Genomic DNA, 26,712 nt, shown 5'->3' with positions numbered 1-26,712 from the left:
CGCAGCCAGGCGAGAAGGCACAGACCATGCGCATCCGCTTCCAGCTGCAGGCCGCCATCGTGGTGTCGGTGCTCGTGAGCCTCGGCACGGTGTGGGTCGTGGCGGCGACCGACCGGGCCGAGGACGCCGCCAGCCGCACTCAGGCCCAGGCGCAGCGGATGGCCCACGAGGTCACCGGCCTGCTGGTGGTGACGCAGGAATATGCCCGCCATGCCGAGCCGCGCGCGGCCGAGCAGTGGCAGGCGCGCATGCAGGCGATCCAGGCCGCACTGGCCGAGGAGCATTCGTCGGTTGCCGACGGTCCGGCCTTCCAGGAATTGAAGGCCGTGGCTGACGCGCTGCCGCCGCTGTTCGACACGCTGCAGGCCGGCTCGGCCCAGGCCGATGCCTTCTCAGAGCGGCGCAAGGAAATGGTGCTGGACCGGCTGCTCACCAACACCCAGGCCATGAGCGACTACGCCTACCAGTGGCACCAGGACGCCGTGCAGGAGCGGCTGGAAGCCAGCTCGCGCTTGCGGCTCGCGGCGCTGGGCGGGCCGCTGCTGATGCTGCTGGTGATGATCTGCTCCGGGCTGGTGGTGCGCATGCGGGTGCTGCAGCCCTTGCAGGCGCTGGAGCGCGCCACGCAGGCGGTGGCCAGCGGGGACCTGGCCACGCGGCTGAACAACAGCACCAACGACGAGCTGGGCAACCTGGCCCGCCATTTCGACCGCATGACCACCTCGCTGACGAGCCGCGGCGAGCAGCTGCGCCAGTCCGAGGCCCAGCTGCGCGCGGTGACCGACAACGTGCCGGTGTTGATCACCTACGTGGACCGCGACCAAGTCTACCGCTTTGCCAATGCCCACCACCGCGTGGTGTTTGGCGTCGAGCCCGAGCGGCTGCTGGGCCGCACGCTGCGGCAGTTCTGGGCCGACGACAGGGCGGCCTATGCACAGATGCGCCCGCAGGCCGAGGCCGCGCTGCGCGGCGAGTCCACGGTCTTCGAGAGTGTGCGCGGCACGCCGCGGGGCCCGCGCCATTTCCAGTCGGTCTACCTGCCGGACCTGGACGAGCGCGGCCAGGTGCGCGGTTTCTTCGCGATGACCACCGACATCACCGAGCGCATGCAGGTGGCCGCGGCGCAAGCCATCAGCGAGGAGCGGGTGCGCAACATCCTGCGCCATGCGCCGGACGCCTTCGTCAGCCTGGACATCCACGGGCGCATCACGCGCTGGAACCGCCAGGCCGAGGCCACCTTCGGCTGGCGCGAAGCCGAGGTGCTGGGCCGTCCGATGCACGAGCTGCTGATCCCCCAGCGCCATCGCGCGGCCCACCTGGCCGGTTTTGACCGATTCCGCGAAACCGGCGATGGGCCGGTGGTCAACCAGCGCATCGAGATCACCGCGCTGCACCGGGACGGCCACGAAATCCCGATCGAGCTCTCCGTCGGCGCGGTGCGCGAGCCCGAAGGCCATGTCGCGAATGCTTTCCTGCGCGACATCTCCGGTCGCGTGGCCGAGAGACACCAGCCGCAGGCGCAAGACCGACAGCGTGACCCGCCTGGCGAGGGATGAATTGGTGGTGCTGCCCGGGCCGACGACTTTACTTCGAGACCTTCAGCGTGATGCCGCCGGGGAAGTACTTGCTCAGGTCATCGCCGCCGCCGAGCTTGTCGCTCTGCAACAGCACGTTGTTCTGCGCGCTGTCGATCACGAAGACATTGAGGATCTGGTAGACGCCCGGCGTCTGGTCCGAACGCAGCTGGGCCAGCGCCCGGAACGTGGCGGCGTCCTGCCCGACCTGGCCCACGTGGCCGTGCAGCTCGATGGTGTCCACGCAATCGGCGAACTGGTTGGCCAGGCAGAGTTCGACGATGGCCTCGAGCACACCGGCGACCGCACCGTTGCCGGAGTCGGCCGTGCCCAGCTTCACGCTGGCATAAGGCAACGTACCGACGGGGGTACCGGCGGGCGGCGTGGACAGCGAGAGCTTGGGCGTCTCGACGCTGCCGCTGGTCAGCGTCGGCGGCGTGATGTCGTAGCCCTTGGTGTTCTTCACCGCGAAGCTGGTGCGGCCGCCCAACGTGGCAATGTCCTCGGGCCAATACATCTTCATGTTGAAGTTGCCGTCGGACAGGAAGACCGAATCGACCTGCCAGGTGCCAGGCTCGGAGAAGCGGCTGAACGAAGGCGTGCCCAGCAACTGCGCGCCGATGGAGATGCGGCCATCGACCTTCATCTGGCCGTACATCGTCTCCACGCGCTGCACCATCTGGCCTGACGGGCCCTTCAGGTTGATGATGTAGGTCGTCAGGCCCGACATCTCGTCGGACATGGTCACGTCCAGGTCTTCCTTGGGATTGACGGACTGCGCGTTCACGTCGCCCACCAGCGAGAAGCGGGTCAGCACCGGTGCGGTGTTGTCGGCGGTGCCGGCAGCCTGGGCCGCGGCATGCTGCTGGCTTGCTTGTTGCTGGATGGCGGCCATGCGCTGGGCTGGCGACTGCATGGCCGCTGGCAACGGGCGCGCTGCCACGGCCTGGCCGCCGATCAGGGCGGCAGCGGCGGCCAAGGCCAAAGAGGTCGAACGGGAAACGGTCATCTCAGCAAACTCCATGCATTCGGTCGGGGACAGCTACCGGGTGGTGGCCAGGCGGGTGAGGTTGGCACTTTCGCCCGGCTCGGTTGGCGTGCTGTGCCGGCCGAACATGAACGAGAAGTGAATGCAGCATATCGATGTGTCGAAATCAAGGCAACAATTCTGAAAGAAATTCTCAGAATATTTTTCCGTCGGGTCGCGGTATGCTGCCGAGATGAACTCGGACATCCCCCGGAGCCGTTTGGCCGACGTGGCGCTGCGTCAACGCGCCGAGGCCACCGGTCTGGCCTTGCAGCATTCCATCGATGCGTTGCTGGGCCAGCTGGCGCGTGCCGGTGCCCGTGACCAGAAGGGCCTGCAAGCGGTGCTGAAGCTCAGCCAGTCGGCCGTCAGCCGCTTGATGACGTCCACACGCAGCAGCGACCCATTGGCCACGCTGTTCGCCATCCCCGGTCAGGAAGCGCTGCGGCAGATGCTCAAGGGTGCCGCGCAGCACGGCGCGAGCAGCGACGCCATCGCGCGGGTCGATGAAGCGATCAGCGGCTTCGAGCGTTTCATCGACGTGGACATGGGCGACCGCGCGACGCTGGAGGCCGTGCTCAGCGACTGGGCCCAGGAGTCGCGTGCGACCTTCGAGCTGCGCCACAAGACGGCGGCCTTCAAGTCGGTCAGTGCCTTGCGCGGCGTGCAGGCGCAACTGGTGCTGAACACCGGCATCCTGTACCCGTCCGCCACCAATGCGGACTTCCACGACTGCGTGGGCATCGACGCGCTGCTGGGCTGCCGGCGCACCCGGCCGTCCGGCGTGCTGCGGGTCTGCAGCTCGTCGATGGTGGCCGAGGGTTCGCGCTTCATTGCGTCGGGCATCAACGGCCAGCCGGTGCACACCATGGCCGACATGCTGCTGCCGCAGTTCTCCACCATCTCGACCGACGAGATCGAGGTAGCGAGCCACGGCCACATTGTCGAGACCGCGGTCTCCGGCCTGCCGCTGGGCCGGGCCGACGGCCACGGCGGCGACCTCGTCTTCGGCCAGCTCTACCGCAACCTGCACCGCGCCCGCCGGGGCGCCGGAGGCCCCACCGCGGGCCTGGGCGGCCAGGCCGAGCCGCCGTCCGAGGTCTACATCGTCGACGCGCTGCTGCACGACGACGTGTGGCCCGGCGTGGCACCCGAAGTGCGGCTCTATGACACCGTCGTGCGCGGCATTGCCCACCCGGACGATCCGGCCCGGACTGGCGATCGGCTGGACATGCTGGAGAGCGTGCAGTCGCTGGGCCGCGGCCCGTCGGCCTTGCGCATGCCCGAGTTCCCGCAATACCCGGAGCTGATCCGCCACGCCTGCGAAACGCTGGGCTGGGACGTCAACAAGCTGCGCGGTTACCGCTGCAAGGTGCGCTACCCGATCTATGGCTCGCAGATCGGCTTGTCGTTCACCTTGCCCGTCTGATCAAGGTGACGGCTGGGCACCGCACCCGCGGGCCGGCGCCGGGCCGCCCCAAGGCAGCCAGCGAACCCGCCCGGCGGGTGGCTCGGTGTACTCACCGAGCCGGGTGCCCCATCACTGTTCCAACAGGACGTACTCATGCTGCGCATCCCGCAGTGTGAGGGTGCGCTTGTCGCCTTGCTGGCCGACGACGAATTCCATGCCGCTGAAGCCGGGTACCAGGGTTGACAAGGTGATCGTGCCGTCCGGGTTCCGGCGCGTGGCCATGTCGCTGTCGAACTCGCCGAAGTCGAAGTGCAGGCGATTGCCGATGCGGCTGACCTCGACCGCGCCGACGGCGGCGTTCACGTAGCGCTTGGCCAGCTTCGCGGCCACCGCGGGGTCGGCCGGCACCGTCAGCAGCTTGCGCTCCACCGCCAGGTCGCCGTAGTAGGCCTTGGCCTGCGCGGCGACGGCCGCGTCGGCCTCGGGCTTGCCGTCGAACAGCACCTCCAGCAGCTTGCGGCGGAACTGGCTGCGGATCATCCAGCCCAGGTCGCCATTGGTCAGCACCACCGCACCCACGCCATGCTCGGGCAACCACATCATGTCGCTGTGGTAGCCGATCATGTCGCCGCCGTGGTGCACCACCGGCGTACCGTAGACGGTATTCACCTCCAGCCCCATGCCGTAAGTGAGATCGGTGCTGACGGTGACCTGCGGCGCGCGCCGGGCCAGCAGCGGCTCGCGCGAGACGTAGGTCTTGCCGTCCGGCAGCTTGCCCTCGGCCAGCTCCATCGAGACGTACTTCAGCACGTCGTTGACCGTGCTCCAGCCAGCGCCGGCCGGCCGCATCGGCACGATGGACAGGTTCATGCGGCGCTCGGCGGCCACCATGCTGCCGTCCTCGTTCGGCGCATGCGGCATCGCGGTGTTGCCCACCTGGGCCGCGGCATAGTCCAGCGTGGTGCGGCGCATGCCCAGCGGGTCGAACACCAGCGCCTGCATCGCCTGGTCATAGGCCTGGCCGATGGGCAGTGCCGGGTAGGCCACGTGGCCGCCGATGTAGCCGGCCGCAGCGGCCATCGGGTTCGAATACTGGAACAGCTCGCCAAAGCCGCTGGTCGGCTGCATCGTGCCCAGCAGCTTCATTGCGCCTTCGGGCGTCAGGTCCCTGAATTCCAGCAGCCATTCCAGGTCCTGGCGCGGCATGCCGGTGCAGGCGCAGATCAGGTGCTTGACGAGGACCTGGCGCGTGGTCTCGGGGCTGCCAAGCTTGAACGACGGCAACAACTGCGCGGCCGGCGTGTTCCAGCCCATCTTCTGCTGGTCGACCAGCTTGGCCAGCATCAGCGTGGTCATCGCCTTGGTGTTGGAGGCGATCTGGAAGCGCGTGTCGGCGTCCACCTTCTCCGGCTGGCCCAGCGCGCGCACGCCCAGCCCGCCGGCAAACACCAACTTGCCGTCCTGCACCAGGCCGAAAGCCACGCCGGGCACCTGGGTCTCTGCCATCGCCTGCTGCACGAACTGGCTCAGCATGGCCATGCGCTCAGGCGTCAGCGGCTGGGCCTTCTTGCCGGCGAAGGTCTCGCGCTCATAACCCTTGGGCAACAGCTTGCCGAAGATCTGGCTGAGCTGCGCACCACGCTTTTCGCCCACCGCGTTGGCGATGTCCTCGAGCACCACGGTCCACACGCCGTTGGCGCGCTGCACCAGCGCGCTCACGCCGCGCTCCTCGTTCGGGCTGGTCTGGTACACCAGGCTTCGCCGCTCGGTCCAGCCGTCCTTGGCGGCCACCGGCGAGGCCAGGCGCAGCGGCCACGGTGCGCTGCCCTTGTAGGCGGCCCAGGCCGCGGCCACCGCAGCGTCCGAATCAGCCGCGTTGGTCACGTCCATCAGCATCACAAACGAGCCGCCCTCGGGCGCTTCCAGCAGCGTGGCGCCACCGCGCACGCTCAGCTTCCAGCCTTGCGGCGCGAGGAAGCGGTTGCCTCGGGTGGTGGTGCTGGGGGTATCGGCGGCCAGCGCGCTGGCCGCGGCCTGCGCCATGGCCGACTGCGGCAGTCCCGCCCCCACGATGCCCAGCAGCAGCCCGGCTGCCATGGCCAGTTGGCCGATCTTGCGTGTACGTGCTCGTCCCATGCCAGTCTCCTGTGGCGCCGCCGGGCCGGATGGCCCGAAGCGGCGGGCCATGATGCCAGCGCGCTGCGCCAGCGGCGAGCCGCAGATTGGGGGGACTCGCGCCAGCATGAAAAAGGCGGCCTCGCGGGCCGCCTGGGTCAAGCCTTCAGTGCAAGTTCAGCGAATCAGGCCGTAGCTCAGCGGAATGAAGCGGTAGCCCTTGCCTTCGGCGCGCAGATGGCCGAGGCCGGGGAAGGACAGGTGGGCCGCGCCGACCAGCTCGCCGGTCTTCACCGCTTCGGCGTAGGCCGCCTTGCGCTGCACCGCGGCGGCCTTCGAGTCCGAGTCGAACTCGATGGTCACCGAAGGATCGTCGAACTGCACTGCGGCCACGTGCATCAGGTCGCCCCACAGCACCAGCGTCTGGCCATTGCTTTCGATCTTGTAGGTGGTGTGGCCAGGCGTGTGGCCGTAGGCGGCGTGGCCGCTGATGCCGGGCATGAAGGTCGTGTCGCCACTGAAGGGTGCGAACTTGCCGGCCTTCTGGTACGGGCCAATGGCGTTGATCGGGCCCTGGAACGAGCCCTTGTTCTCCGCCGTGGCCTTGTCGAGGTTGGCTTGGCTGAGCCAGAAGTCGGCGTCGCGCTGGTCGGCATGCACGGTGGCATTCGGGAACGTGCGTTCGCCATTGCCGCCCAGTCCGCCGATGTGGTCCGGGTGCATGTGGGTGATGAACACGTCGTCGACCTGCTCGGGCGAGTAGCCGGCCGCCTTCAGGTTGGCCAGCAGCTTGCCGGTCGTCGGGCCGAACAGGCCGGCCGCGCCGGTGTCCACCAGCACCAGCTTGCTGCCGGTGTTGATCAGGTAGGCGTTGATCGAGGTTTCCACCGGTGCCTGCTGGAAGCTGCGCGCCAGCGCCTTGGTGGTCTTGGGCGCGGGTTCGTGCAGCAGTTTGTCGACCGGCAGGTTCACCGTGCCGTCGGACAAGGCGGTGACCTCGAAGTCGCCCAGCATCACGCGGTAGTAGCCGGGCGCGCTGGTCTTGACCTGGGGTGCTGCGGCGTGCGCGGCCGGCAGCAGCGCGACGCCGCCAGCGGCAGCGACGATGGCGGCCATGGTGGCCCGCAGGATGGCGCGGCTGGCGCGTGCTTGAATTTGCATGTGGGATGCCCCTCTGATGATTGGTACGCCAGCTTGCCGGCCGGGCTTGTTGCCCGCCACTGGCATCTGGTCGGGGGGCACGCTATCCCAGATGGCCCGACCCGCTGCGACGTGGGGATTCAAGCAGCTCGGAAATCGCGCAAAAGTCAAGGACAGAAAAGGCAGATCCTGGTTGCCGCTTTTTACCGCAATCCAGTGCCCGCCCAGGCGTGACAAGGGCTTGGCGCGGCCGTCACCGGCTTATCCACAGGCTTGTCCAACGTCACTGGGGACTGACCCGATGAACAGGCCGGAAAGCGTGCCCTTTTTTACAGCAATGTGACGGTTCGTCTTGTGCATCAAGCACTTGCGACGGCCGCGCAACGCTTGTCCACAGGCTTGTTCAGCCTGGATGGGGGTTGTTTTGCCCGATCCCGCGTGCCGCGCGGGTGACGCGGGTTACAGCAGCGACAGGATCTCCTTGCGCTTCTGCTGGTATTCCTCTTCGCTGATCAGGCCACGCTCGCGCAGCCGCTTCAGGGTCAGCAATCGCTGCTCCGCCTCGTCGGCCGACACGGCTTCGCGTGCGCGCGGGGCAGGAGAGGCGGCGGCCGCGGGCGCGGTGGACGGCACAGCGGCGGCGGGTGCCACGGCTGCCGGCATCGCCAGCGGCATTTCCAGCCAATCGGACCGCTTGGCCGCCGCGGAAGCGCTCTGCAGCTTGGCGCTGCCGGGCGCGGCGCGGCTGCCGAATTCGAACGCGGGCCGGGTGTGCGTGCCGCGTGCCCGGTCGAAGAAATCGAACCTTGCATCGTGCACGATCAACTGCAATGCGCCGTTTGCCACGAACAAGCGGGCGGTCACCGCGATCGGGGCGAAGAAGCTTCCGTCATCCCGCCGGGCCGACGAAACAAAGACGACATCGTCGGACGGACTGGCCGTGGCGAGTGCCCTCGAAAGCGGATCGACGAGATCCTTGAGTTCGCTGTCGCTGAACAATGGCACGTCGGCGCTTGCCGCCGGCGTGCGGATCGCCCGCAGTTGCGCGAACAGCAACTCGGTAGGTACCCGGGCGGGGTGCTGATTTGGCGGCGCCCCGGCCTCGATCGGCACGAGCCGCACCTCGGAGTACTCGCCCACCGTCCAAAGGCGCGGGCCCTTGGATGCGCTCGATGCGGCCTGCTGTGCAGCACTGAACAGCGGCGCGATGCCGGCGTGCACCGGGGCAACGGCGGCGATGGTGGTGCCTGCGAGCAGCACGGCACGAGTGGTTTGACTGAGCTTCGTCTTCATGTTGCAAACGATAGCACCGTGGCCCGGCAGCCTTCGAGCCCACCCGGGATTTCACAGCGCTGTCCATTTCCGTGTCGCGTTGATACTGGCGCCGGTCCCCGCATCTCCTCCGAAAGCCCCGCATGCGCCTGCATGAGTTCCCGAAGACAGCCAGTTGCCGATCCCTGCTCGTGCTGCTGCTGGCCCTGGCTGTCGCTGGCGCCGGCGCCGCCGCTGCGGTACCCCGCGCCGCCAATCCGGCTTCAGCCTTGCCGGACATCGCGCATGGTCCCGACCAGATCCAGGTTGGCAACCTGACACTGGAACGCTGCCAGCAAGTCGCCTACTGCGGCCGGCTGGACCGCCCGCTCGACCCCACCGGCGCGGTGCCCGGCACCATCGCCATCCGCTTCGAGCTCTACCGCCGCCACCTGGCGGACCAGCCGGCCACAGGTACCTTTGTCGCGGTCGAAGGCGGCCCGGGCTATCCGTCCAGCGGCACGCGCAGTGCCTACCTGCGCCTGCTGTGGCCGCTGATGGACAGCAAGGACTTGCTGCTGGTGGACAACCGCGGCACCGGCGGCTCACAAGCCATCGACTGCCCGCGGCTGCAGACCGAACACCGCAGCGGCGGGCCGACTGTCGCCGACATTGCCGCCTGCGGCCGTCAGCTCGGTGCCACCGCGCCGCTCTACAGCAGCGCCTACGCGGCCGACGACCTGGCTGCCGTGCTGGCCGCGCTGCAGCGCGATCAGGTGGACCTGTATGGCGACTCCTACGGCACCTACTTCAGCCAGGTCTTCGCCTACCGGCATCCGTCCTTGCTGCGCTCCGTCGTGCTGGACTCGGCCTACCCGGTGCCCATGGTCGGCGGCGAGTCGCCGTGGTACCCGTTTTTCGCGCCGACGATGAACGCGGCCTTCAATGCCGTGTGCGCTCGCTCGCCGTCCTGCGCGGCCTTGCCGGGCAGCAGCATGGACCACATCCAGCCGGCGCTGGACGCCTTGCGCGCCCATCCCTTCGACGCCGAAGCGCGCAATGCCGATGGCGAGATGACGAGTTTCCGCGCCGACGCTTCGACGCTGGCGCTGGTGATGCTGGCCGGCGCGCCGCCGTACGCGGTGGCCAGGGAGCTGGACGCGGCTTCCCGCGCGTTCGTGCAGGGCGATCAGGCGCCGCTGCTGCGCCTGATGGCCGAGGCCATCAGCTCGCAGGACCCACGCTATGCCCACGACCTGCCGCAGGCCTACAGCGAAGGCCTGTTCTGGGCCGTCAGCTGCCAGGACTATGCGCAGGTCTATGACATGACGCTGCCACCCGCCGCTCGCCAGCAGCAACACGACCGGCGCATCGCAGACCGCCAGCGCCGCGCGCCCGACACCTACGCGCCGTTCAGCATCGACGAGTTCCGCGGCATGTCGCTGGACTACAGCCTGCTGGACGCCTGCGTGCGCTGGCCTGCGCCTTCCGCGGCGCACCCGCCCGGGCCGCTGCTGCCGAAACACCCGCAAATGCCTGCCGTGCCGGTGCTGGTGCTGAACGGCGAGTTGGACACCATCACCACGCCGCCCGAAGGCGCCGCGGCGGCCTCGCTGTTCCCGAACGCCCGTCACATCGTGCTGGCCAACGAGTTCCACGTCGGCGCCTTGCCGCCGATGCGCGACGATTGCGGCGCAAACCTGGTGCGCCGCTTCTTCACGACGTTGGACGCAGGCGATGCCAGTTGTGCCGCTGCCATTGCGCCATTCCGCGCCACGCCGCTGTTCGCGCTGCGGTCAGCCGCGTTGCCCTTGCCCGTGGCGCAGCCCGGCAACCAGGCCGGCGAAGCCGCGCTGAAGGCCGCGGCTTCGGCCGTGCTCGAACTGGGCGACGCCACAGCCCGCCTCGAAAGCGCCGGCGGCTCGCTCAGCCCCGCGCTGCGCGGCGGCAGCGTGGCCCACCAGTTCAGCGAAGGCATCTACCAGCTGACGTTCGCCCAAGCGCGCTTCACCGACGACGTGGCCGTTGACGGCAGGTTGACATGGCCCTGGGGCCGCGGCACTGCGTCGGCGCAGATCGGCTTCACGACCCCCACTGGCGAGCGCGGTGAACTGGCCGTCAGCTGGCCCGAGCAGCAGGCCGGCAGCCTGGCGACGCTGCGCGGCACGCTGGCCGGCCGCCGCATCGAGGCGCAGATGCCTGCGCCCTGATCTCACCCCGCCAGGAAGTCCGCCTGCCTGAACCTCGCGGCCAGGAACTGGCCGTTGGCGACCAGCGCGGCGGCGTCTTGCGAGGCCACGTTGGCGACGATTTCGCGCAGTTGGCTGTCCAGCAGGTCCAGCTGTTCGGCCAGCAGCTGGCGCGCGGTCTTGCCGTCTTTCAACGGGTGGTTGAGGCGGAAGGCAGGGGGCAGGGCGGCGTAGTTGGCCAGGGTTTCGGGCAGGTAGCGCAGCACGGTTTCGCGCACGGTGAAGAGGTTGTCGCCGTGCGTCTGCACGCCGACCAGGCGGGGCAGGACTTCGGCGGCGGACTCGCGCACACGGGCCAGGTGCTGGCGCATCTCGTCGTTCAGGTGCGGGCTGGCCTGGGCGATGACGGTGTCCAGGCGGTCCAGCGTTTGCGCGACCGTCAGGCTGTCTTCGATGTGCCGCTCCAGCGCCGGCGCGCGGCGGCCCAGCAGCCAACCGGCCGCGTACAGCCCGGCGGTGATGAGCAGCCAGCCGTGCGCGATGACACCGGCGAACAGCAGCGCGGGGCCGAGCAGCGCCAGTGCGCAGCCGGCGATGTTGGCGCTGCTGTACAGCCACAGCAGCAGGCGCAGCTTCAGCGTGCGTTCAGGCATCGCGGCACCGGCCTCACTGATACCCCCGGATTTCCTTGAACACCTGGCTCAGCTGCAGCTTGCGGCCGTCGAATTCGCGGCCACCGGAGAGCTGGGCGATCTGCTGCATCTCGGTGACGTTGCCTTCGCCGAACAGGATGGGGAAGATGCGGGCCGGCAGCGGGCCGGCGTGGCTGGCGCGGAAGTCGGCCAGTTTCAGGCCCGCGTTGTTCTCGCCATCGGTCAGCAGCACGATGCTGACCTGGCGCTCCGGCTCGCGTTTCATCTCCTGGGCTGCCAGCGCCTCGGCCTCGCTGAGGGCCGAGTAGATCGCGGTGCCGCCGTCGGCGCTCATCGCGTCGGCCTGGCGCAGCAGGCTGGCGCGGGCGCTGTCGATCTGGCCGGCGTCGAAACGCACCCAGACCGGTGGCGCGACCTCGCTGGCGAAAGTGATCAGCACCACGCGCTCGCGGCTCTGGAAGGCGCTGTAGCGGGCGCTGGCGGTCGTGTTGGTGGCGCTCGTGGCGTCCGCACCGGTCAGCTGCTTCAGCGCGCTGCGCATCGCCTGCAGGCGCTGGCCTTGCATCGAGCCGCTGAGGTCCAGCACGAAGATGGAGGTGGCCGGCTTGCGCCACTTGGCCTGGTAGGCGGCCAGCACCGCGTCGATCACTTCCAGCCTGTTCGGGAAGGCCAGCTCGGCCACTGCGGTGGCGGGCAATGCACTGGCCAGCGGCGCTGCGGGGTTGGCCGGGCGCAGGAAGGCGGCGGCCAGCGCATCGCGCTGGAAGGGCAGGGCCTTCAGCGCGGCGACCAGCTGGTTGTACGGTGCGCGCTGGGCCTCGTTGAGCAGCATCAGCGGGTAGTCGGCCGAGATCATGCCGTCGCGCGGGTAGACCAGCACCAGGCGGTTGGCCGGTGCCAGCCGGGCGTTGGCGCGCAGGATCACGGCCTCGTAGTTGACCATCGCGTCGATGGCGGCCGGGTTCTTGATGTAGGCCTCGGCCAGCCAGCCGGAGCTGCCGGCAGTCAGCTGCTGGCCGCTGAGGAAGGCTTTCAGCCTGGCCTCGTCCACGTCCTTCTCGGTCAGGTCTTCGGTTTTGCCGGCCAGGGCCGCGGCCACGGCGAACAGCGCGCTCATGCCGGTGTTGGAGCTGGCGGCATTGGTCATGCCGTAGCGCAGCTTGCCGTCACCCGCGGCCTGGGCGATCTCGGCCCAGCCGGGGGCCTGCCGGTCCCAGCCCAGCTCGGCCGCCTTCGCGGCCTTCACGCCCAGCGCAATGCGCGAGTAGAAGAGCTTGTCGCGCGCCAACGGTTTGACCTGCAGCGCCAGCGCCGGGTAGGCACCGTTGGGCGGCAGGATGGCATCGAAATGCTCGCCGGCGTTGATGCGCTCGACGATGTCCAGCGTGCCGGCATACGAGAGTTTCAGGTCCAAACCCGCGGCTCGCGCGGCTTCGATCAGCGGCGCTTCCAGGTCCTTCAGCTCGGAGCCGGCGAGCACGGTGAATGGGGTGGCGCTTGCGCCGTTGTCGGCTGACGCTGCGGGCCGCTTGCCGCAGGCGGCAAGCGCCAGCAGCACGGCGGCGAAGAGCCACCACCGGCCCAGCCTCACAGCGTGACCCCGCCGCTCGGTGCCTGCAGTGCTGCGCTGCCGTCCTGCTGGCGCACCCGGTCCAGGTAGCTGCGGCTCTTGGCCACTTCGTCGCTCAGGGTGTTGACGGTCGTCTGCATGGCATCCAGCGCCTGGACCTTGAACTCGGCAATCGCGTCCATGGTCTGGTAGATGTTGGCGAAGGCCTGCTGCAGCTTGGCAAGTTCGATGGTGCTGCTGGCGGCCTGCTGGTGGATCGCACCGCTCTGCTCGCGCAGCAGCTCGCTGGTGCTGGCGATCAGGTTGCCGGTGGTCGTGTTCAGTGCGCTCACCTGGTCCAGCACCAGCTTCTGGTTGGCCAGCGCCTGGGCCACGATCACGGCGGTGCGCAGCGCGGAGACGGTGGTGGTGGTCGCACGGTCCACGCCCTTGGTCAGCTCCAGGTTGTTCTTGCGGATCAGGTCCAGCGCCAGGTAGCCCTGGATGTTGACGGCCAGCTGGGTCAGCAGGTCGGTGACTTTCTGGCGCGCGTAGAACAGCATTTCCTCGCGCACCACACGGGCCTTCTCGGGGTCGCTGGCATCCAGCTCGGCGGCCTTCGCGGCGAGCTGGCTGTCCAGCGCCTTGCCGATGTGCACGTACTTCTCCAGCCGCGTCATCAGCGCCCAGAGATTCGTCTTCTCCTGCTCGATGGCGGCGTTGTCGCGCAGCAGCTCGTCCTTGCCGCGCTTGAGCGATTCGATGATCGCGTTCAGGTGCGCCTGCGAGGACTGGTAGCGGTCGAAGTAGTCGACCAGCTTGTTGCCCAGCGGGATGAAGCCCAGCAGCTTGCGGGCCGAGAACAGGTCGCCCTGCCGGGACGGGTCCAGCGCCTCGACCTGGCGGCGCAGGTCGACCAGCGACTGGCCGATCTGCGAGCCCTGGTCGAACAGCCCGTTCTTCAGCGACCCGACCGGCCGCTCCAGCATGCGGTTGGACACCGAAGCCGAAGCTTCCACGTCCTTGTTGCCCATGCTGTGGATGCGCTCCACCGCCAGCTTGAACTGCGGGTGCTGGCTGTCGTGCGCGCTGATGTCGTCGATGAACTGCCGCACCTGCTCGTCCAGTTCAGACACCTCTTCCGGCTTCAGGCGCACCTTGCCGCTGGCCGATTCGATGGGCAACGCCACCACGGGCGCGGGCGGCTCCAGCGTGAAGGATGCGGGCGGCTGCAGCGTGTCGGCCGGCTTGTCGACGTTGTTCATGTTCGGCTCCCTTTCGTTGTTCGGTTCGTGTTCATTTGAAGCGGGCGTCTATGCCCACGATCATTCGTTCCAGCCACTCGAAGCTGGGCGGGTCGATCACGTCCACCAGCACCTCGGGCACGTTCACGCCTTGCTTGGCCCAGCCTTCGGGGCCATGGCTGTCGCCGCCGGTGCGAAAGCCGTGCTCGTGGGCCAGCGCGCGCAGCGCCGGGTCGTTTTCGAGGGCGGTGCCCAGCCTTGCACCAGCGGCGGTGTAGGGCACCAGCACGTGCTTGGAGAAGACGGTGGGGCGCGGGTAGATCAGCACCATGTCGCGCTGGCGCTGGGCGGGGTTCTTCAGCCAGAAGGCCACCAGCTGGGACTCGTAGGCCACCAGCAGCGGCGCCTTGCCCATGCCCAGCGCCAGGTAGTCCTCGAAGGGCCCGGCAGACGACTGCTCCTGGAAGCCCTGGCGCAGGAACAGCGGCGCGACCAGCGGCATCACCCGGTCCACGTCCTCCTGGCTCTGCACGATCTGCTGGCGGTTGGCCAGGTAGCTGGCCAGCGCCAGGTACATCGCGGCCGAGTTCGAGGTGCGCACGTCGGTCGAACTCACCAGCACCGACTTGCGGGTGGCAAAGGCTGCGCTGGCCTTCAGCTCGTCCCATCGCGTGCCGTTTTCGACCAGCTTCATCAGCGCCGGCAGGTCGGTCAGCTCGTAGAAGTCGCCGTGTTTCGTGGCGATGCCGTTGGCCACCAGGATTTCGGCGATGGGCCGCCAGCTGGCAAAGACGATGGGCGTGTAGAAGGGGTTGAAGACCGCCGCCGCCTTGGCCTTGGACTTGAGCTGCTGCGCGGCCGGTGCGCCGGACGGAAAGCCGAAGTCGTAGCGGCCGGGGTCGAAGCCGGCGGCAATCGCGCGGGAGCCGGCTGTCTCCACCGTCACGCGCAGCCCCTGGGCCGCCAGTGCCTGCTGCACCTTCGGGTCCGCGAAAAACGCTTCTTTCTCCGAGCCGATCAGCCCGCGCAGCGTGACTTGCTGCGCCTGGACCTGCTGCGCTGCGGCACTGGCCACGGCATCGCCTTGCAAACGGGTGTGGGAGTACCACGCGCCTGCGCCGACGGCGGCCAGCAAGGCCACTCCCAGCACGGGCGCCAACAACTTACGCACTGCCAAAGATTTGCGCTCCTCACGCACCACGACGATGGTGCTTGCGCGCGACGCTAGCGGCGCTTTGTGACAGGACACCACATGCCTGGTGTCATTTGCGTGCCGCGTATTCCTGCTGCTGGACCGAAGAGCAGGCTGGCAAGCTGCGCCCCCATGCGGCCGACGCCCACGAAGGCATCCAGACCTTCAAGCAGGTCGTGCTGGAGAACCCCGCCCAAGGCGAGTACGAAGTCGAAGTCTCGGCAGATGCCTTCCCGGCGGACCCGTTCAACCAGCAGAACCTGCAGCCGTTTGCGCTGGTGTCCTGGGGACGGGGACGGAAGCGAAGTTTGCGCAGACGGTGGCGCAGGTGGCGGGGGCGGCGGTTTATTGAGGGCGGCGCTGTTGGACTGCTTCTGTTTAGGGTTGTGGGATACCTACCCGGCAGCAGAGCTGAGGGTCGATGTTCGACGACCTGGGGGCAGTCACCGCCGGCGCTACCGGTGCGCAACTTCAGGCCGCGCGCCCTCATGGAGTGCAGTGCGAGTAGGCGATTCTCCGGGTCTCGTGCCCTTCACGTTCTCGCGCGGAAGCTTCTCCGGAAGGACAAAGTGCCGCGCACCTTTCTCGGCCATCATTCGCTTCTCCCGTTGAAATATTAACCGCCGAGGGCGGCCTGGCAGAAGACCCTGAGAAGAAGCGAGATCAGCTCGGGCAACGAGCCTTCTTGCCGCTTCAGACCAATCAGACCCGGACAATCGCCCAGCCCCTCTTGGCCAGCGTCTCGACGCATTCAGAGATCGCCCTATTGCGATGCATCGCCAAGCACAGCAGATCAGTTGGCCTGGATGAAGCAACGTACAGGTTCCGATACAGACTCTTGCTCGAATCGGCGGCCTTCTTGGGCAGGAGCGTTTGATTGGCGATGCTGGCTAGTGCCGCCTCGATGTCATGTGACCTTGCTGGGTGAGCATGTGCCTCCAGAACCAGCGTCGCCAAGTGCGTCTCCCCCTTTACTGAAGCGATCGTTCCCAGTGAGATTCGCACCTTTCGGCCGCCCTCTTCGGAGGTATGTTCATCCATGGCAGCCCGCTTCTCGCTCGCGTCAGCGGTCACCTCAAAGCATGGGGCCTTACCGAATTCACCCCGATCATGACCATCCTCGAACGTATGCTGAAGGCAGACATACATGGCGTCGACCGTGCTCTCCCAGTTTGCCGGTAGCGTCAGATCGCGGGATACAGTCAGCGTGTGACAGAGTTTCCGGACATTTTCTGTAGCCACACCCCGCTCCTCCAGCCGACGAAGGAGGAACGTCGAGTCCCTCACGTCGCGGACAGCAGCCGCCTTGCCCGCGCGCATTGCGAGCAGGATCGCCCGCCGAACATCACGCACCCGTGCTTGCAGCGCGAAGCTGCTTGCCCCCATTCCCGCCGGATTCGCTAGCAGCCTATGAACGCTCTCGGCGCCACTGGGCGTGCTCGAGAACCCGTTGTAGGCAGGCCAGTAGTCCCCAAGGTGCCGACCAGGCTCAGTGTTCGCCTCGCTCTTCTTGCGCGCGCAGATTGCCTTGACCTTGGCTCCCTCTAGCTCCGCGTCAGTGAACGTCGCCAGCACATGCTTTCCGAATGCGTCGATCACGGTCTCAACAGACGCGGTCTCGTAAAGGAAGAGTACTGGCAGTCTCGCGTTGGCCGACGCGTTGGCCGTTACCGCTTCGCCGTGAACCTGCACAGACCGCACGACCTCCGCGATGGACTCGCCAAAGCGCTTTGTGGAGCTGACGTTCAGGTGTCCCGTGCGCGGGAACGAGAGTACATCGGCCTTGCTGGAGATCAGAATACGCTGGTTGTGGTCGCCGAACCGTTGCATCACGACATCCGTTTCGAAGATGCGTGAAAGCAAATTCTCCTGCTCGGCGCTCGTGTCCTGCATCTCATCAATTAGCACCAAAGGAAAGCGGTGCGAGAGGCGCTTGGCGACTTCGGGAGACTTGGCAAGGAGGTTCTCCGCGAAAGCAAACATGTCGCAGTAGCGGAAGACCCCCTTTTTCCTGAGTTCGTCCTTGATCTCCTTGGCTTGGTTGTAGGACGGCGACCCGGGCCCTGGGAGCTCTCCAAATTCCCAGCCGAACTCAACGTCCTTGCCCTGGTACCGCAGGCTCGCTATGGCAGCCGGCCCCTTGTTGGGGTTCATCTGAACCCAGCCCTTGAGCTTCCATTTGTGGTTCAGCAGGGAAAACGCCCGAGCAGCGAAGACATCGTCATCTACAACATCCACCAGCTCGCCACGACTCCTGAGATGGGGGAGCGCGAGGAACTGATTCACGAACGCGTGGATAGTCCCGACAAAGTGCGGGTATCCAAGAAGGTTCGAACCTGTCGCCGTGGCGCCGAGGCGCTTCGCGATCTCGTCTCGGGCGACGTTGGTGTGGCTCAGCACACATATGCCGCGGCGCGGATGCTTCCACTTCCTCGCAAGCATCGCCAGCTTCGCGGCAAGCAGCGTCGTCTTCCCGCTTCCGGGCGCTGCTTGGACGTCGCGAGGGCCCATCTCTAGAAGGACCGCCTGCCGCTGCACGTCGGAGAAGTCGAGCGAGGGAAACGACCTTGCCAGCTCGCAGAGGTCGTCCTCATCAAGAATGGGTAGTGGCATCGTCAGGCCTCCCCACGGCGGTCGCAGACGGTGCCGCCGCGGCTGCTGCTGCGGGCGCGGAAGTAGCCGCCGGCGCGGTATGGGGGACTGGGGCGGTCGCAGCGGCGGAAGCGGCAAGGGTAGCGGGCGCGTCAACCGTCCCTGTTAGGTGCCGAAGCGCCGCCTTGAGATATGCGGGCAGCTTATCCAGGAGCGCCTGGCCAGCCCCATAGGCGCCAGAGCGAATCAGCGCAGCTGCGTACTGTGCCGCTACAGCCTTGGACGCCTTCTTCTGGTACAGCGGCTGGTAGATCAGTGACCCGAGGACGATGGCATCGCTCTGCATCTTTTCGAACGCGTCCCACCCATCGGTAGCCGCCTTCTTGGCAGCCACCTCGTCTTGCTCCGTCATGCGTTCATCTCGGCTCTTGGCAGCCTTCGCCATCGAGATGGCGACGTGCATCATCGACTTGAGTGGACTGATTGCCAAGTCAAACTCAAGCGTCCAACGGTCCGATACGAACACCATCACCATCGGATCGCTGCCAGATTCGACCCTTGCCTTCTTTGCCGCCACGGCCAAGCCCGCCTCTCCCGCCGCGTAGTCCTTATCAAAGCGCTTGCGACCGTCCGAGGGAATCGTCACGTAGCTAGCAACGTCCGGGACGATGTCCCGGTCCGTGATGCAAGCGACCGGAATCGGCATCGACTCCCCAGCAGCTTGCCGCTGAAAGACCCGCGCGTAGTGGTACAGCCCGACATCGCCGACGTTGACGACGGAGATTCCGTATTTCGAGAACGACAACCCGCACATTTCTGCAATGGCCGGCAGCAGAACCGCCTCTGCAGGCCCCTCGACGATGGCAACACCACGGGCGAAGAACAGGTTGGACTTCGTTGCATCGATGAACCTGCGCAGGTACTCATAGTCGGCCCTGGCAAGCCTGGTCTCGCCGATCCGTAGCGGGTACGTTCTGGCGCGGTGCACGAGCGTCATCGCCTCAATCGCCGCGCCCGCCGCGAGAGACGGGCTGTGAGTGCTCAGGACGACCTGAACCGGCGCTTGACTCGCGACCGGCTTCATCTGCAGCAGATCCATGACCAACTCCTGCAGCTGAGGATGGAGGTGGGCTTCGGGCTCTTCGACCAGCAGCAGGCCGAGGTCGTCTCCCGAGCGAAGCAGTACGAGCTCGGTAGCCATGAACAGCGCGTTGTTGTAGCCGAGCCCGCGCAGACAGCGCTCATCGGCGGGAACCCCATTGGGAGGTGCGAGACCGAGTTCGAACCGCTCGAGGATTTGCGAGAGGTTGGCCTCGCCCACCAAGCGAATCTGGGAGGTCAGGCTATCCCCTGCAAACGCCATCTGGCCCAGGTAGTTCTCGTTGATGTCCTTCTGTACGGCAGTGATCGCGGCGTTCTGGCCGATGTGATGCTGCGCTTGATTCATCACGCCTACCAACGTGGAGGCCGCGTGCGGATTCGCAGGGTCGAAGTCGCTGGTCTCCTGGCCAGCCATCAGGTCGTGGGCACTCAGAATCTGGGACAGCCGCGACTGCCTGCCAGGTCGAAGTTCGGCCTCCGCATCCCGTAGCGGACGCAGGTAAGTCGCACGCACCAGGTCACGTACCGCGGAGCCAATCTCCGGACCACTCCCGTTAGCACCCGCGCGCGTGATTGACTCGACCCGAGGCCGACGGCCAGGCTGCGGCGCGTGACGCCTTGCCTGCAGGTTCAACACCAAGCTTCGCGAGCCATCGGCTTCGTACGTGAGCCATTCGAGTACCGCCGCCTCTTGTGGATCTGACAGGCCGCAGAACGTCGCCTCGATGACCAACCGTTCAGCCCTACCGGCAGGCCCGACGTGAAAGTCGTGGTCAGCAAGTCGCACTGATTCAAAGCTGGTCGTCCACAGGGCCATACGTATCGCGTCGATGAGCCCCGTCTTTCCGGCATCGTTTTCGCCGATAAGGATGTTCATCCCAGGATTGAGCGACCAATCTAGCGCAGGGGCGGTCGCGGACTCACCGAAGGCGCGAAAGTTCTCAGCTCGGATCTTTTTCAGGTACATACGTGCATTCTTAAGACTGGTTACCCAGCGCACTTTCGATTCCAGGCGAAACGCGCGCAACGGCGGTGCGCCATGGGCCACCCGCGGCCCGGGCTAGGGTGATGTCCAGAGCAGTGGTGTAAGTCACTTAGCCTCATGGGCCTGACCGACACTTCGTACTTCTTGCTGCATTCGACCTTCGGCAAACTTTTGGGCGCGAAAGTCGCTGCACGGAAATATCTCACAGCTCGCTTCGTGACTGACAACATCACGGACGTCGAATTTCCTGACCTCCTGGGCTTTGATGAGGCTCCGCCCATTTTTCATACGGGATCTTGGGACGGTGGATGCATCGGGCCGCCTGCTTTGCAGCGGAAGCAGCCGGCCGAGTCTCCAGTCCCGACGATCAGTGCCGCTGCGAAGCGGTCATCTCGACGTCCACGCAAATTTCGGTACGCGTTCGCCCATGCAGGTGTTTCCTGGGCACCGGCCCGGTGGTGCGCGTTGCGCAGACGGTGGCGCAAGTGGCGGGGGCGCGGTTTATTGAGCGCCCAGGCGGCGCTTTTAGGGCCCCGTCACCAGCTTCAACTGGACAAGCGCCGCAGCAGCGGTCTGGTTGAAATTGCTGCCGCAATCCTTGGCGCTGAGGGCAAGGCTGGCGGTGCCGGGCTTGAACGCGTTCGGGACGATGGCATTGACGGTGCCGCTGCATTGGCCGCCGCCGCTTCGCCGCGGAGAGCTGCAGGTGCTGTCGGGCCGTGACGCGCGCCGCGCCAGTGATGCGTAGACATTGGCCGTGTTCTCAGCGCCGCCGGACGCAATCATGACATCGCCCACGTTCGGGTTGAGCTGGAATTCCCGATCACGCTGAGGCTGTCGAGGGGAGTCGGCGCGCACCTCGATGCAGGCACTTCGACAGGCTCAGTGCGAACGGATCCAAAACAGTGCGAACGGATCCAGAACTGTCTCAGTGCGGATGGATCAAGGGCCGTCTCAGTGCGAACGGATCAAAATTTTCTTTGGATAAGAGCGACCTCAATAGGTCAAGCCAATGTCGTCATGGCGACGCAGGCGCGTCGAGCCGGCGGAACCATGCGGAAAAGGCATCGGGCTCGACTGGGCGGCTCAGCAGGTAACCCTGCAGTTCGTCGCAGCCGTGCGCGCACAGGAAGTCGAGCTGCGCCTGTGTCTCGACGCCTTCGGCGACGACCTTCATGCCGAGGCCATGGCCGAGTGCGATCACGGCTTTGGCGATCGCACTGTCTTCGGAGTCGTTGGGCGTGTCCTTGACGAATGAGCGATCAATCTTGAGCGTGTCCACGTTGAAGCGCTTGAGGTAGCGCAACGACGATTGACCGGTGCCGAAGTCGTCGATCGCGATGCCGACGCCCATGCGGCCGAGCTCGGCCATCGTGCGCGTGACCACCTCCGAGTCGTCGATGAGCATGCTCTCTGTGAGCTCGACTTCCAGCAGTTGCGGTGCCAGGCCGGTTTCGCCCAGCACGCCTGCGATCTGCTGGACCAATTCGGGGTGCCTGAATTGCCTGGCCGAAACGTTCACCGCAAGCTGCAGCGGGCGCATGCCCGCACGCTGCCACTTCATCATCTGCCCACAGGCTTCGCGGAAGACCCATGCGCCCACCGGCACGATCAGCCCGGTCTCTTCGAGGATGGCAATGAAACGGTCGGGTGCGACCAGCGCCTGGCCTGCAGGCTTCCATCGCAGCAGTGCCTCAACACCGATGACCTGGCCTGTCCGGATGTTGGCCTTGGGCTGGTAATGGAGCTGGAACTCGCCGCGTTCCAGCGCCTGCCGCAGCTGGACCTCGAGCGCGTGGCGTTCGGTGGCGGCCTGGTTCATCTTCTCTTCGAAGAAGCAGAAGGTGTCGCGCCCGATTTCCTTGGACCGGTACATCGCCATGTCGGCTTGCTTGATCAGACCATCGAGGTCCACGCCTGAATCACTGTTCAGCGTGATGCCGATGCTTGCCGTGACGAAGAGCTCATGTGCACCGACCATGATGGGGCGCGCCAGCGCGCTCAGGATTCGCCTGGCGATGGCCGCCGCTTCGCCAGCGTTCACGTCCTCGGTCAGGATCATGAACTCGTCGCCACCCAGGCGAAAGACTTCGTCTGTCGCCGCTGCTTGGCCACTGCGGGCGATCGAGTCGCTGTCGCGCAGGCAGTCTGCCAGCACGTCGGCGATGGCCACCAGCAATTGGTCGCCAACTTCATGGCCCAGGCTGTCGTTGATGACCTTGAAACGGTCGATGTCCAGGAACATCAATGCCAGTCGCTTGGATGAACGGCGCGAGCGCGTGATGGCTTGCTGGAGGCGGTCACGAAACAGCGCTCGGTTCGGCAGGCCGGTCAGGCCGTCGAAGTTGGCCATGCGGGTCAGTTGCTTCTCGTTCGTCTCTCGCTCCGAGATTTCGCGGCTGTGCGCTTCGCGCAGGTGTTCGGTGAGCTCGACGATTGCCGAGCGCTGCTGGCCCAAGGAGTTGGCCATGCTGTCGAGCGCGGACATCAGCCCACCCAGCTCGCCGCGTGGATAGGGCATGGCGATGCGCGCGTTCAGGTCGCCCGCGCCCAGGTTGCGAACCATCGACGTGATGCGTGCCACCGGGCGCCGGATTCCCCATTCCGCCAGCGACCAGACCCCAGCAAACAACAGCAGCGCTGCCCCGGTCAGGACAACCAGACCCTCGCGGAGGTGTCGTCTCGAACTTGCCACCAGCACCTGGTGAGGCTGGCCAAGCATGACGCGCAAGCCCGCTGCCTGCATCGTCGGAGCGTCCGCCACGGCCCAAACGTGACGCAGGCCGTCGACGCCAATGATCTCACCCATGCCGCCGGACTGTGCGAGGGCGAAGATGGGACTGCCCGCCATCGACGCGCCGGGTGTGTGCAGAACTTCCTTGCCGCCCACCGAGGCCAGCACGGTGCCTTTGTCGTCCAGCAGCAGCAGCTCGGCCGCCTCCAGAAGAGACTGCCGTCGTGCGTCTTCGGCGAAGCTCTGCAGGTTCAAGGAGGCCACCAACATGTAGCGAAGTGCACCGTCGTCGGCTCGGGCCGGATACACGACCTGCAGCACCGCGGTGCCCGTGAGGCGACCGAATGCGGGCTCGGTCGAGACGCCGGTTGCGCCGGCCAGCACACGCTTCACATAGTTTCGGTCGGACAGGTTGACCACACGTCCGCTCTGCAAGGAGTCGCAATGCAGTTGCCCATCGGGCAGCACCGTCACGATGCCGGTGTACTGCGGGTAAGTCTCGCGAACCGACGAAAGGTGGGCGGAGCACAGAACGCGGTCGGCGCTGTCGAGAAGTTGAGAGTGCGCCAGACCGTAGTGCAGCTGCGCAGTGCCTTGAACGCGCTGATCAAGCGCCGCCGCCACGTTGTTGGACGAAAGGGCCAGGTTGCTGACCGCGTCGGCGATCTCGGCTTCGCTTTCCTTCAAGAAACGCCAGCCGAGAAGCAAGGCCGGCAGCAGTGTGGCCAGCAATACCAGGCACAGGAGGCGGGAACGCAGGCTCATCGCGGCAGCTCTGCGGATGGATTGACAGGAAAGCAGGACGGTCGCCGCTGCGCATCGCCGTGGTGCGCAGCGCTTGGTTCATCGACATCAAGCTGAACGACGTACATCCGCTTTTTTCGGCGACATGCGTCAAGACTTGAGCGGCTGCCGGCGCAGTTCGCCAGCCCCCCGCCTTCAGCGCGTACAGTTGCCCCTCTCTTCCGAGGCGTTTGCGCCTCCCCCACTGGGCTCACCCACGAGGAATGTTGTCGATGGATGCGCGTGGAGTCTTGCCGGCGCTGGCCTTCGGCCCTTTTGTGCTTGACCGCTCTCACAAACAGTTGCTGGAAGCCGGCAGGCCGCTGCACCTGGGTGGCAGGGCGTTTGACCTGCTGGCGGCGCTGACGGAGCGGCCGGGCGAAGTGCTGAGCCGGCAGGCGCTCGAAGCCAGGGTCTGGCCGCACACCATCGTCGAGGAGACCAGCCTGCGCGTGCACATCTCGGCCCTGCGCAAGATCCTCGGCGACGGCGTGGCCGGCGCGCGCTACATCGCCAACGTGCCCGGCCGCGGCTACAGCTTCGTGGTCCCCGTGACGGTGCTCGCTCCGGCGCCCGAGGCCGCGGTGCCGGCCCTGGCGGCCGCTGCTGCTGTCACGCCGGCGAACCCGCCGCGGCGCGCGCACAACCTGCCGGCCCGGCTGAACCACACCATCGGCCGCTCCGCCGTCACCCTGGCCCTGGGCGAGCGGCTGCTCACGCGGCGCCTGGTGTCCATCGTCGGCCCGGGCGGCATGGGCAAGACCACGGTGGCGCTGGACGTTGCCGAGGCGCAGCTGGGCCACCACCCGGACGGCGTGTGGTTCGTCGACCTGGCGCCGCTGTCGGACCCGGCGCGCGTGCCGCTGGCACTGGCCTCGGCGCTGCGAATCTCGGTGTGTGCCGAAGATCCCTGGGCCAGCTTGGCGGAGCCACTGGGCAACAGCCGCATGCTGATCGTGCTGGACAACTGCGAGCATGTGATCGATGCCGCGGCGCGCCTGGTCGAACGTGTGTTGCGCGAAGCGCCGGGCGTGCACATCCTCGCCACCAGCCGCGAGGCGCTGGAAGCCGAAGGCGAATGGGTGCATCGCCTGTCGGCGCTGGAGGCGCCGGTGCCGGAGGACGCAACAGACGTCGCGCAATGCCGGTTGTTCCCGGCGGTGCAGCTGTTCGCCGAGCGCGCTGCCGCCAATTCGGACGGCTTTGCGCTGACCGAGGCCAATCTCGGTGTCGTCTGCCACCTCTGCCGGCAGCTGGACGGCATGCCGCTGGCGATCGAGCTGGCCGCGGGCCGCATCGACACCCTGGGGTTGCAAGGCCTTGCGGCCCGGCTCGACGAGATGTTCGCGCTGCTCACGCGCGGGCGCCGCACCGCGCTGCCGCGCCATGTCACGCTGCAGGCCTTGCTGGATTGGAGCCATGCGCTGCTGACCGAGGTCGAGCGTGTCGTGCTGCGCCGGCTGTCGGTCTTCCGCTCGAGCTTCACGCTCGAATCGGCAGCGGCGGTGCTTGCCAGCGAGGACCTGCCGGCGACGGCGGTCGTTGAAGGCGTGATCGGCCTGGCGGCCAAGTCGCTGGTGGCCGTCGACGTCAGCGGCGACGCGGTGCTGCACCGCCTGCTCTACACGACGCGAACCTACGCCGCCGACAAGCTGCAGCGCAGCGGCGAGGCCCACCGGATCGCCGCCGCCCATGCCAGGCATTTCGAAGACCTGCTGACGCGCACGCTGCGGGACCGCGACATGCTGCCCATCGCCGAATGGCTGCAGCGCCACGGCCGGATGATGGACGACGTGCGTGCGGGCCTGGACTGGGCCTTCTCGCCTCAAGGGGACACGCTGCAGGGCGTGCGGCTGACGGCCGCGGCGCTGGACCTGGTCTACGAGCTGGGCCTGCTGGACGAATACCGCAGCCGCGTGGACACCGCGGTGGAGGCGGTGGCTTCGCTGCAGCCGCCGCAAGCCGGCCTGGAGCTGCGCCTGCGCGCCGCCCGCAACTTCCTGCACACGCAGACCACCGGGCGCGACTATTCGCGCGGTGCGAACTTCGCGCGCACGCTGGAACTCGCCGACCAGCTCGACTCGGTGCCGCAACGCATCGAGGCCATGTTCAGCCTGTGCGCCAACGCGTTTGGCACGGGCGACTACCGTGACGTGGCGGAAGTCGCCATGCGCATCAAGCACCACGCGCCCGATCCGGACGAGCCGGTGGCCGTGCTGCTGTCCGACCGCTTCCTGGCGCTGAGCTACCACTACCTCGGCCGGCACGACGAGGCCCGCCCGCTGGCCGACAGGGTGCTGCACTATCCGGCGGGCAACGCCTACCGCGAATACATCGGCCACATTCCGAAGACGGTTTCGATGCGCATCCTGATGGCGCGCACGCTGTGGCTGCAGGGCGCGTGCGACCAGGCCGTGGCGGTGGCCGCGCTGGCGCAGGCCGATGCCGAAGGCGTCAACCCCCTGGCCCTGAGCCAGGCGCTCGCGATGGGCGCCCTCCCGATCGCCCTGTGGCGTGGCGAGAACGAGCGCGCCGGCGGGCTGCTGGATCGGCTGCAGGCGCATGCCACGCGGCACTCGCAAGGCTACTGGCAGTCCTGGGCGCGCAGCTACCGGCAGGTGCTGGACGCGCGTGTCAACGGTGCCGCGCCGGGCCTGGGCCTGGGCCTGGCGTTGTCGCCCGTCGAGATGCTGTCCGGCCCGGCCGAGCTGGACATGCTGGGCACCCTGGCCGTGGGTGCCGTGTCGCCGCTGGGCGTCGAGCGGGTCGATGGCGGCATGGTGGGCTGGTGCGGCCCGGAGGTCCTGCGCGCCGACGCCGAGAAGGCCTTGCGCGACGGGACGCAGGCGGTGGCCGCCGCTGAAGCCACGTTCATGCGCTCGCTGGCAATGGCCCGCACGCAGAACGCGCTGTCATGGGAACTGCGCACCGCCACCAGCCTGGCCCGCCTGTGGCGCGACCAGGGCCGGCGCGAGGAGGCGCACCGCCTGCTGTCAGGCACCTACGGCCGCTTCGACGAAGGCCTGGCGACGGCCGACCTGGTGGCCGCGCGGGCGCTGGTCGACGAACTGAATTGAGGCTGCCCGCCCCGCGCCCGGGTCAGCAGATTTCACACCAATTCACGCGGCGCCGGCCGCGGCTCGATCATCATTCCCCAGGGGCTGCGCAGGTG

General features: G+C 67.1%; 16 protein-coding genes. 4 read left to right on the top strand and 12 right to left on the bottom strand.

The window, feature by feature from the left end; all coding sequences use genetic code 11:
- Positions 1–26 precede the first annotated feature (26 nt).
- Positions 27–1,556: a PAS domain S-box protein gene (locus ACAH41_RS12675; RefSeq protein ID WP_325651217.1), complete on the top strand. Its 1,530-nt coding sequence runs from the start codon at positions 27–29 to the stop codon at positions 1,554–1,556.
- 28 nt (positions 1,557–1,584) lie between these two features.
- Here ACAH41_RS12675 and ACAH41_RS12670 read toward each other — a convergent pair whose 3' ends face one another.
- On the bottom strand, positions 1,585–2,583 hold the full coding sequence (locus ACAH41_RS12670) for a hypothetical protein (protein WP_325651215.1): 999 nt from the start codon (positions 2,581–2,583) through the stop codon (positions 1,585–1,587).
- Positions 2,584–2,794: 211 nt separating this feature from the next.
- Between ACAH41_RS12670 and ACAH41_RS12665 the strand changes: the two genes are divergently transcribed.
- Entirely contained in the window at positions 2,795–4,030 is a 1,236-nt protein-coding gene (locus tag ACAH41_RS12665) for a hypothetical protein (RefSeq protein ID WP_325651213.1), read from the top strand.
- Positions 4,031–4,141: 111 nt separating this feature from the next.
- On the opposite strand, the gene ACAH41_RS12660 is transcribed toward ACAH41_RS12665, so the two are convergent.
- The 3 genes from ACAH41_RS12660 to ACAH41_RS12650 all read right to left on the bottom strand — a co-directional run bounded on the left by ACAH41_RS12660 (position 4,142) and on the right by ACAH41_RS12650 (position 8,560).
- A complete protein-coding gene (locus ACAH41_RS12660; protein WP_325651212.1) occupies positions 4,142–6,148 on the bottom strand; it encodes a serine hydrolase domain-containing protein in 2,007 nt (668 codons plus the stop codon).
- Between the two features lie 156 nt (positions 6,149–6,304).
- A complete protein-coding gene (locus ACAH41_RS12655) occupies positions 6,305–7,288 on the bottom strand; it encodes an MBL fold metallo-hydrolase (RefSeq protein WP_325651211.1) in 984 nt (327 codons plus the stop codon).
- A gap of 438 nt (positions 7,289–7,726) precedes the next feature.
- Positions 7,727–8,560, bottom strand: a complete 834-nt coding sequence (locus tag ACAH41_RS12650; protein WP_325651209.1) for an SHOCT domain-containing protein — start codon at positions 8,558–8,560, stop codon at positions 7,727–7,729.
- 122 nt (positions 8,561–8,682) lie between these two features.
- Here ACAH41_RS12650 and ACAH41_RS12645 point away from each other — a divergent pair, with 122 nt between their 5' ends.
- A complete protein-coding gene (locus ACAH41_RS12645; protein ID WP_325651207.1) occupies positions 8,683–10,728 on the top strand; it encodes an alpha/beta fold hydrolase in 2,046 nt (681 codons plus the stop codon).
- 2 nt (positions 10,729–10,730) lie between these two features.
- Here the strand turns inward: ACAH41_RS12645 and ACAH41_RS12640 are convergent, their stop codons facing one another.
- The 8 genes from ACAH41_RS12640 to ACAH41_RS12605 form a co-directional block, all read right to left on the bottom strand.
- A complete protein-coding gene (locus ACAH41_RS12640) occupies positions 10,731–11,360 on the bottom strand; it encodes a hypothetical protein (RefSeq protein ID WP_325651205.1) in 630 nt (209 codons plus the stop codon).
- A gap of 13 nt (positions 11,361–11,373) precedes the next feature.
- Positions 11,374–12,840 carry a VWA domain-containing protein gene (locus tag ACAH41_RS12635; RefSeq protein ID WP_325651203.1) on the bottom strand — a complete coding sequence of 489 codons (1,467 nt, stop codon included), beginning with the start codon at positions 12,838–12,840 and terminating at the stop codon, positions 11,374–11,376.
- A gap of 107 nt (positions 12,841–12,947) precedes the next feature.
- Complete coding sequence (locus ACAH41_RS12630; RefSeq protein ID WP_325651202.1) at positions 12,948–14,174, bottom strand: toxic anion resistance protein; 1,227 nt, start codon at positions 14,172–14,174, stop codon at positions 12,948–12,950.
- A 31-nt stretch (positions 14,175–14,205) separates the two neighbouring features.
- The gene (locus tag ACAH41_RS12625; RefSeq protein WP_370538316.1) at positions 14,206–15,324 is read right to left on the bottom strand and encodes a hypothetical protein; all 1,119 of its coding nucleotides are present in this window, start codon (positions 15,322–15,324) and stop codon (positions 14,206–14,208) included.
- Positions 15,325–16,047: 723 nt separating this feature from the next.
- Complete coding sequence (locus tag ACAH41_RS12620; protein WP_325651200.1) at positions 16,048–17,958, bottom strand: UvrD-helicase domain-containing protein; 1,911 nt, start codon at positions 17,956–17,958, stop codon at positions 16,048–16,050.
- Entirely contained in the window at positions 17,939–20,005 is a 2,067-nt protein-coding gene (locus tag ACAH41_RS12615; protein WP_325651199.1) for an AAA family ATPase, read from the bottom strand. Before ACAH41_RS12615 ends, ACAH41_RS12620 begins: the two co-directional genes overlap by 20 nt.
- 543 nt (positions 20,006–20,548) lie before the next feature.
- On the bottom strand, positions 20,549–20,881 hold the full coding sequence (locus ACAH41_RS12610; protein ID WP_325651198.1) for a hypothetical protein: 333 nt from the start codon (positions 20,879–20,881) through the stop codon (positions 20,549–20,551).
- Between the two features lie 160 nt (positions 20,882–21,041).
- Positions 21,042–23,522, bottom strand: a complete 2,481-nt coding sequence (locus ACAH41_RS12605; RefSeq protein WP_325651196.1) for an EAL domain-containing protein — start codon at positions 23,520–23,522, stop codon at positions 21,042–21,044.
- A 251-nt stretch (positions 23,523–23,773) separates the two neighbouring features.
- On the opposite strand from ACAH41_RS12605, the gene ACAH41_RS12600 reads away from it, so the two are divergent.
- Positions 23,774–26,617: a winged helix-turn-helix domain-containing protein gene (locus ACAH41_RS12600; RefSeq protein ID WP_325651194.1), complete on the top strand. Its 2,844-nt coding sequence runs from the start codon at positions 23,774–23,776 to the stop codon at positions 26,615–26,617.
- Positions 26,618–26,712 lie beyond the last annotated feature (95 nt).

The sequence above is a fragment of the Ideonella sp. genome (genome assembly GCF_041287625.1).
In the GTDB taxonomy this organism is placed as follows: Bacteria; Pseudomonadota; Gammaproteobacteria; order Burkholderiales; family Burkholderiaceae_C; genus Ideonella.
The sequence above is the reverse complement of the archived record's forward strand: the minus strand, read 5'-3'. Positions and strand labels throughout refer to the sequence as shown.

Coding starts and splice junctions, on each gene's coding strand:
- ACAH41_RS12675 (WP_325651217.1), top strand. CDS start 27: ATGCGCATCCGCTTCCAGCTGCAGGCCGCCATCGTGGTGTCGGTGCTC.
- ACAH41_RS12670 (WP_325651215.1), bottom strand. CDS start 2,583: ATGACCGTTTCCCGTTCGACCTCTTTGGCCTTGGCCGCCGCTGCCGCC.
- ACAH41_RS12665 (WP_325651213.1), top strand. CDS start 2,795: ATGAACTCGGACATCCCCCGGAGCCGTTTGGCCGACGTGGCGCTGCGT.
- ACAH41_RS12660 (WP_325651212.1), bottom strand. CDS start 6,148: ATGGGACGAGCACGTACACGCAAGATCGGCCAACTGGCCATGGCAGCC.
- ACAH41_RS12655 (WP_325651211.1), bottom strand. CDS start 7,288: ATGCAAATTCAAGCACGCGCCAGCCGCGCCATCCTGCGGGCCACCATG.
- ACAH41_RS12650 (WP_325651209.1), bottom strand. CDS start 8,560: ATGAAGACGAAGCTCAGTCAAACCACTCGTGCCGTGCTGCTCGCAGGC.
- ACAH41_RS12645 (WP_325651207.1), top strand. CDS start 8,683: ATGCGCCTGCATGAGTTCCCGAAGACAGCCAGTTGCCGATCCCTGCTC.
- ACAH41_RS12640 (WP_325651205.1), bottom strand. CDS start 11,360: ATGCCTGAACGCACGCTGAAGCTGCGCCTGCTGCTGTGGCTGTACAGC.
- ACAH41_RS12630 (WP_325651202.1), bottom strand. CDS start 14,174: ATGAACAACGTCGACAAGCCGGCCGACACGCTGCAGCCGCCCGCATCC.
- ACAH41_RS12620 (WP_325651200.1), bottom strand. CDS start 17,958: ATGCCACTACCCATTCTTGATGAGGACGACCTCTGCGAGCTGGCAAGG.
- ACAH41_RS12615 (WP_325651199.1), bottom strand. CDS start 20,005: ATGTACCTGAAAAAGATCCGAGCTGAGAACTTTCGCGCCTTCGGTGAG.
- ACAH41_RS12605 (WP_325651196.1), bottom strand. CDS start 23,522: ATGAGCCTGCGTTCCCGCCTCCTGTGCCTGGTATTGCTGGCCACACTG.
- ACAH41_RS12600 (WP_325651194.1), top strand. CDS start 23,774: ATGGATGCGCGTGGAGTCTTGCCGGCGCTGGCCTTCGGCCCTTTTGTG.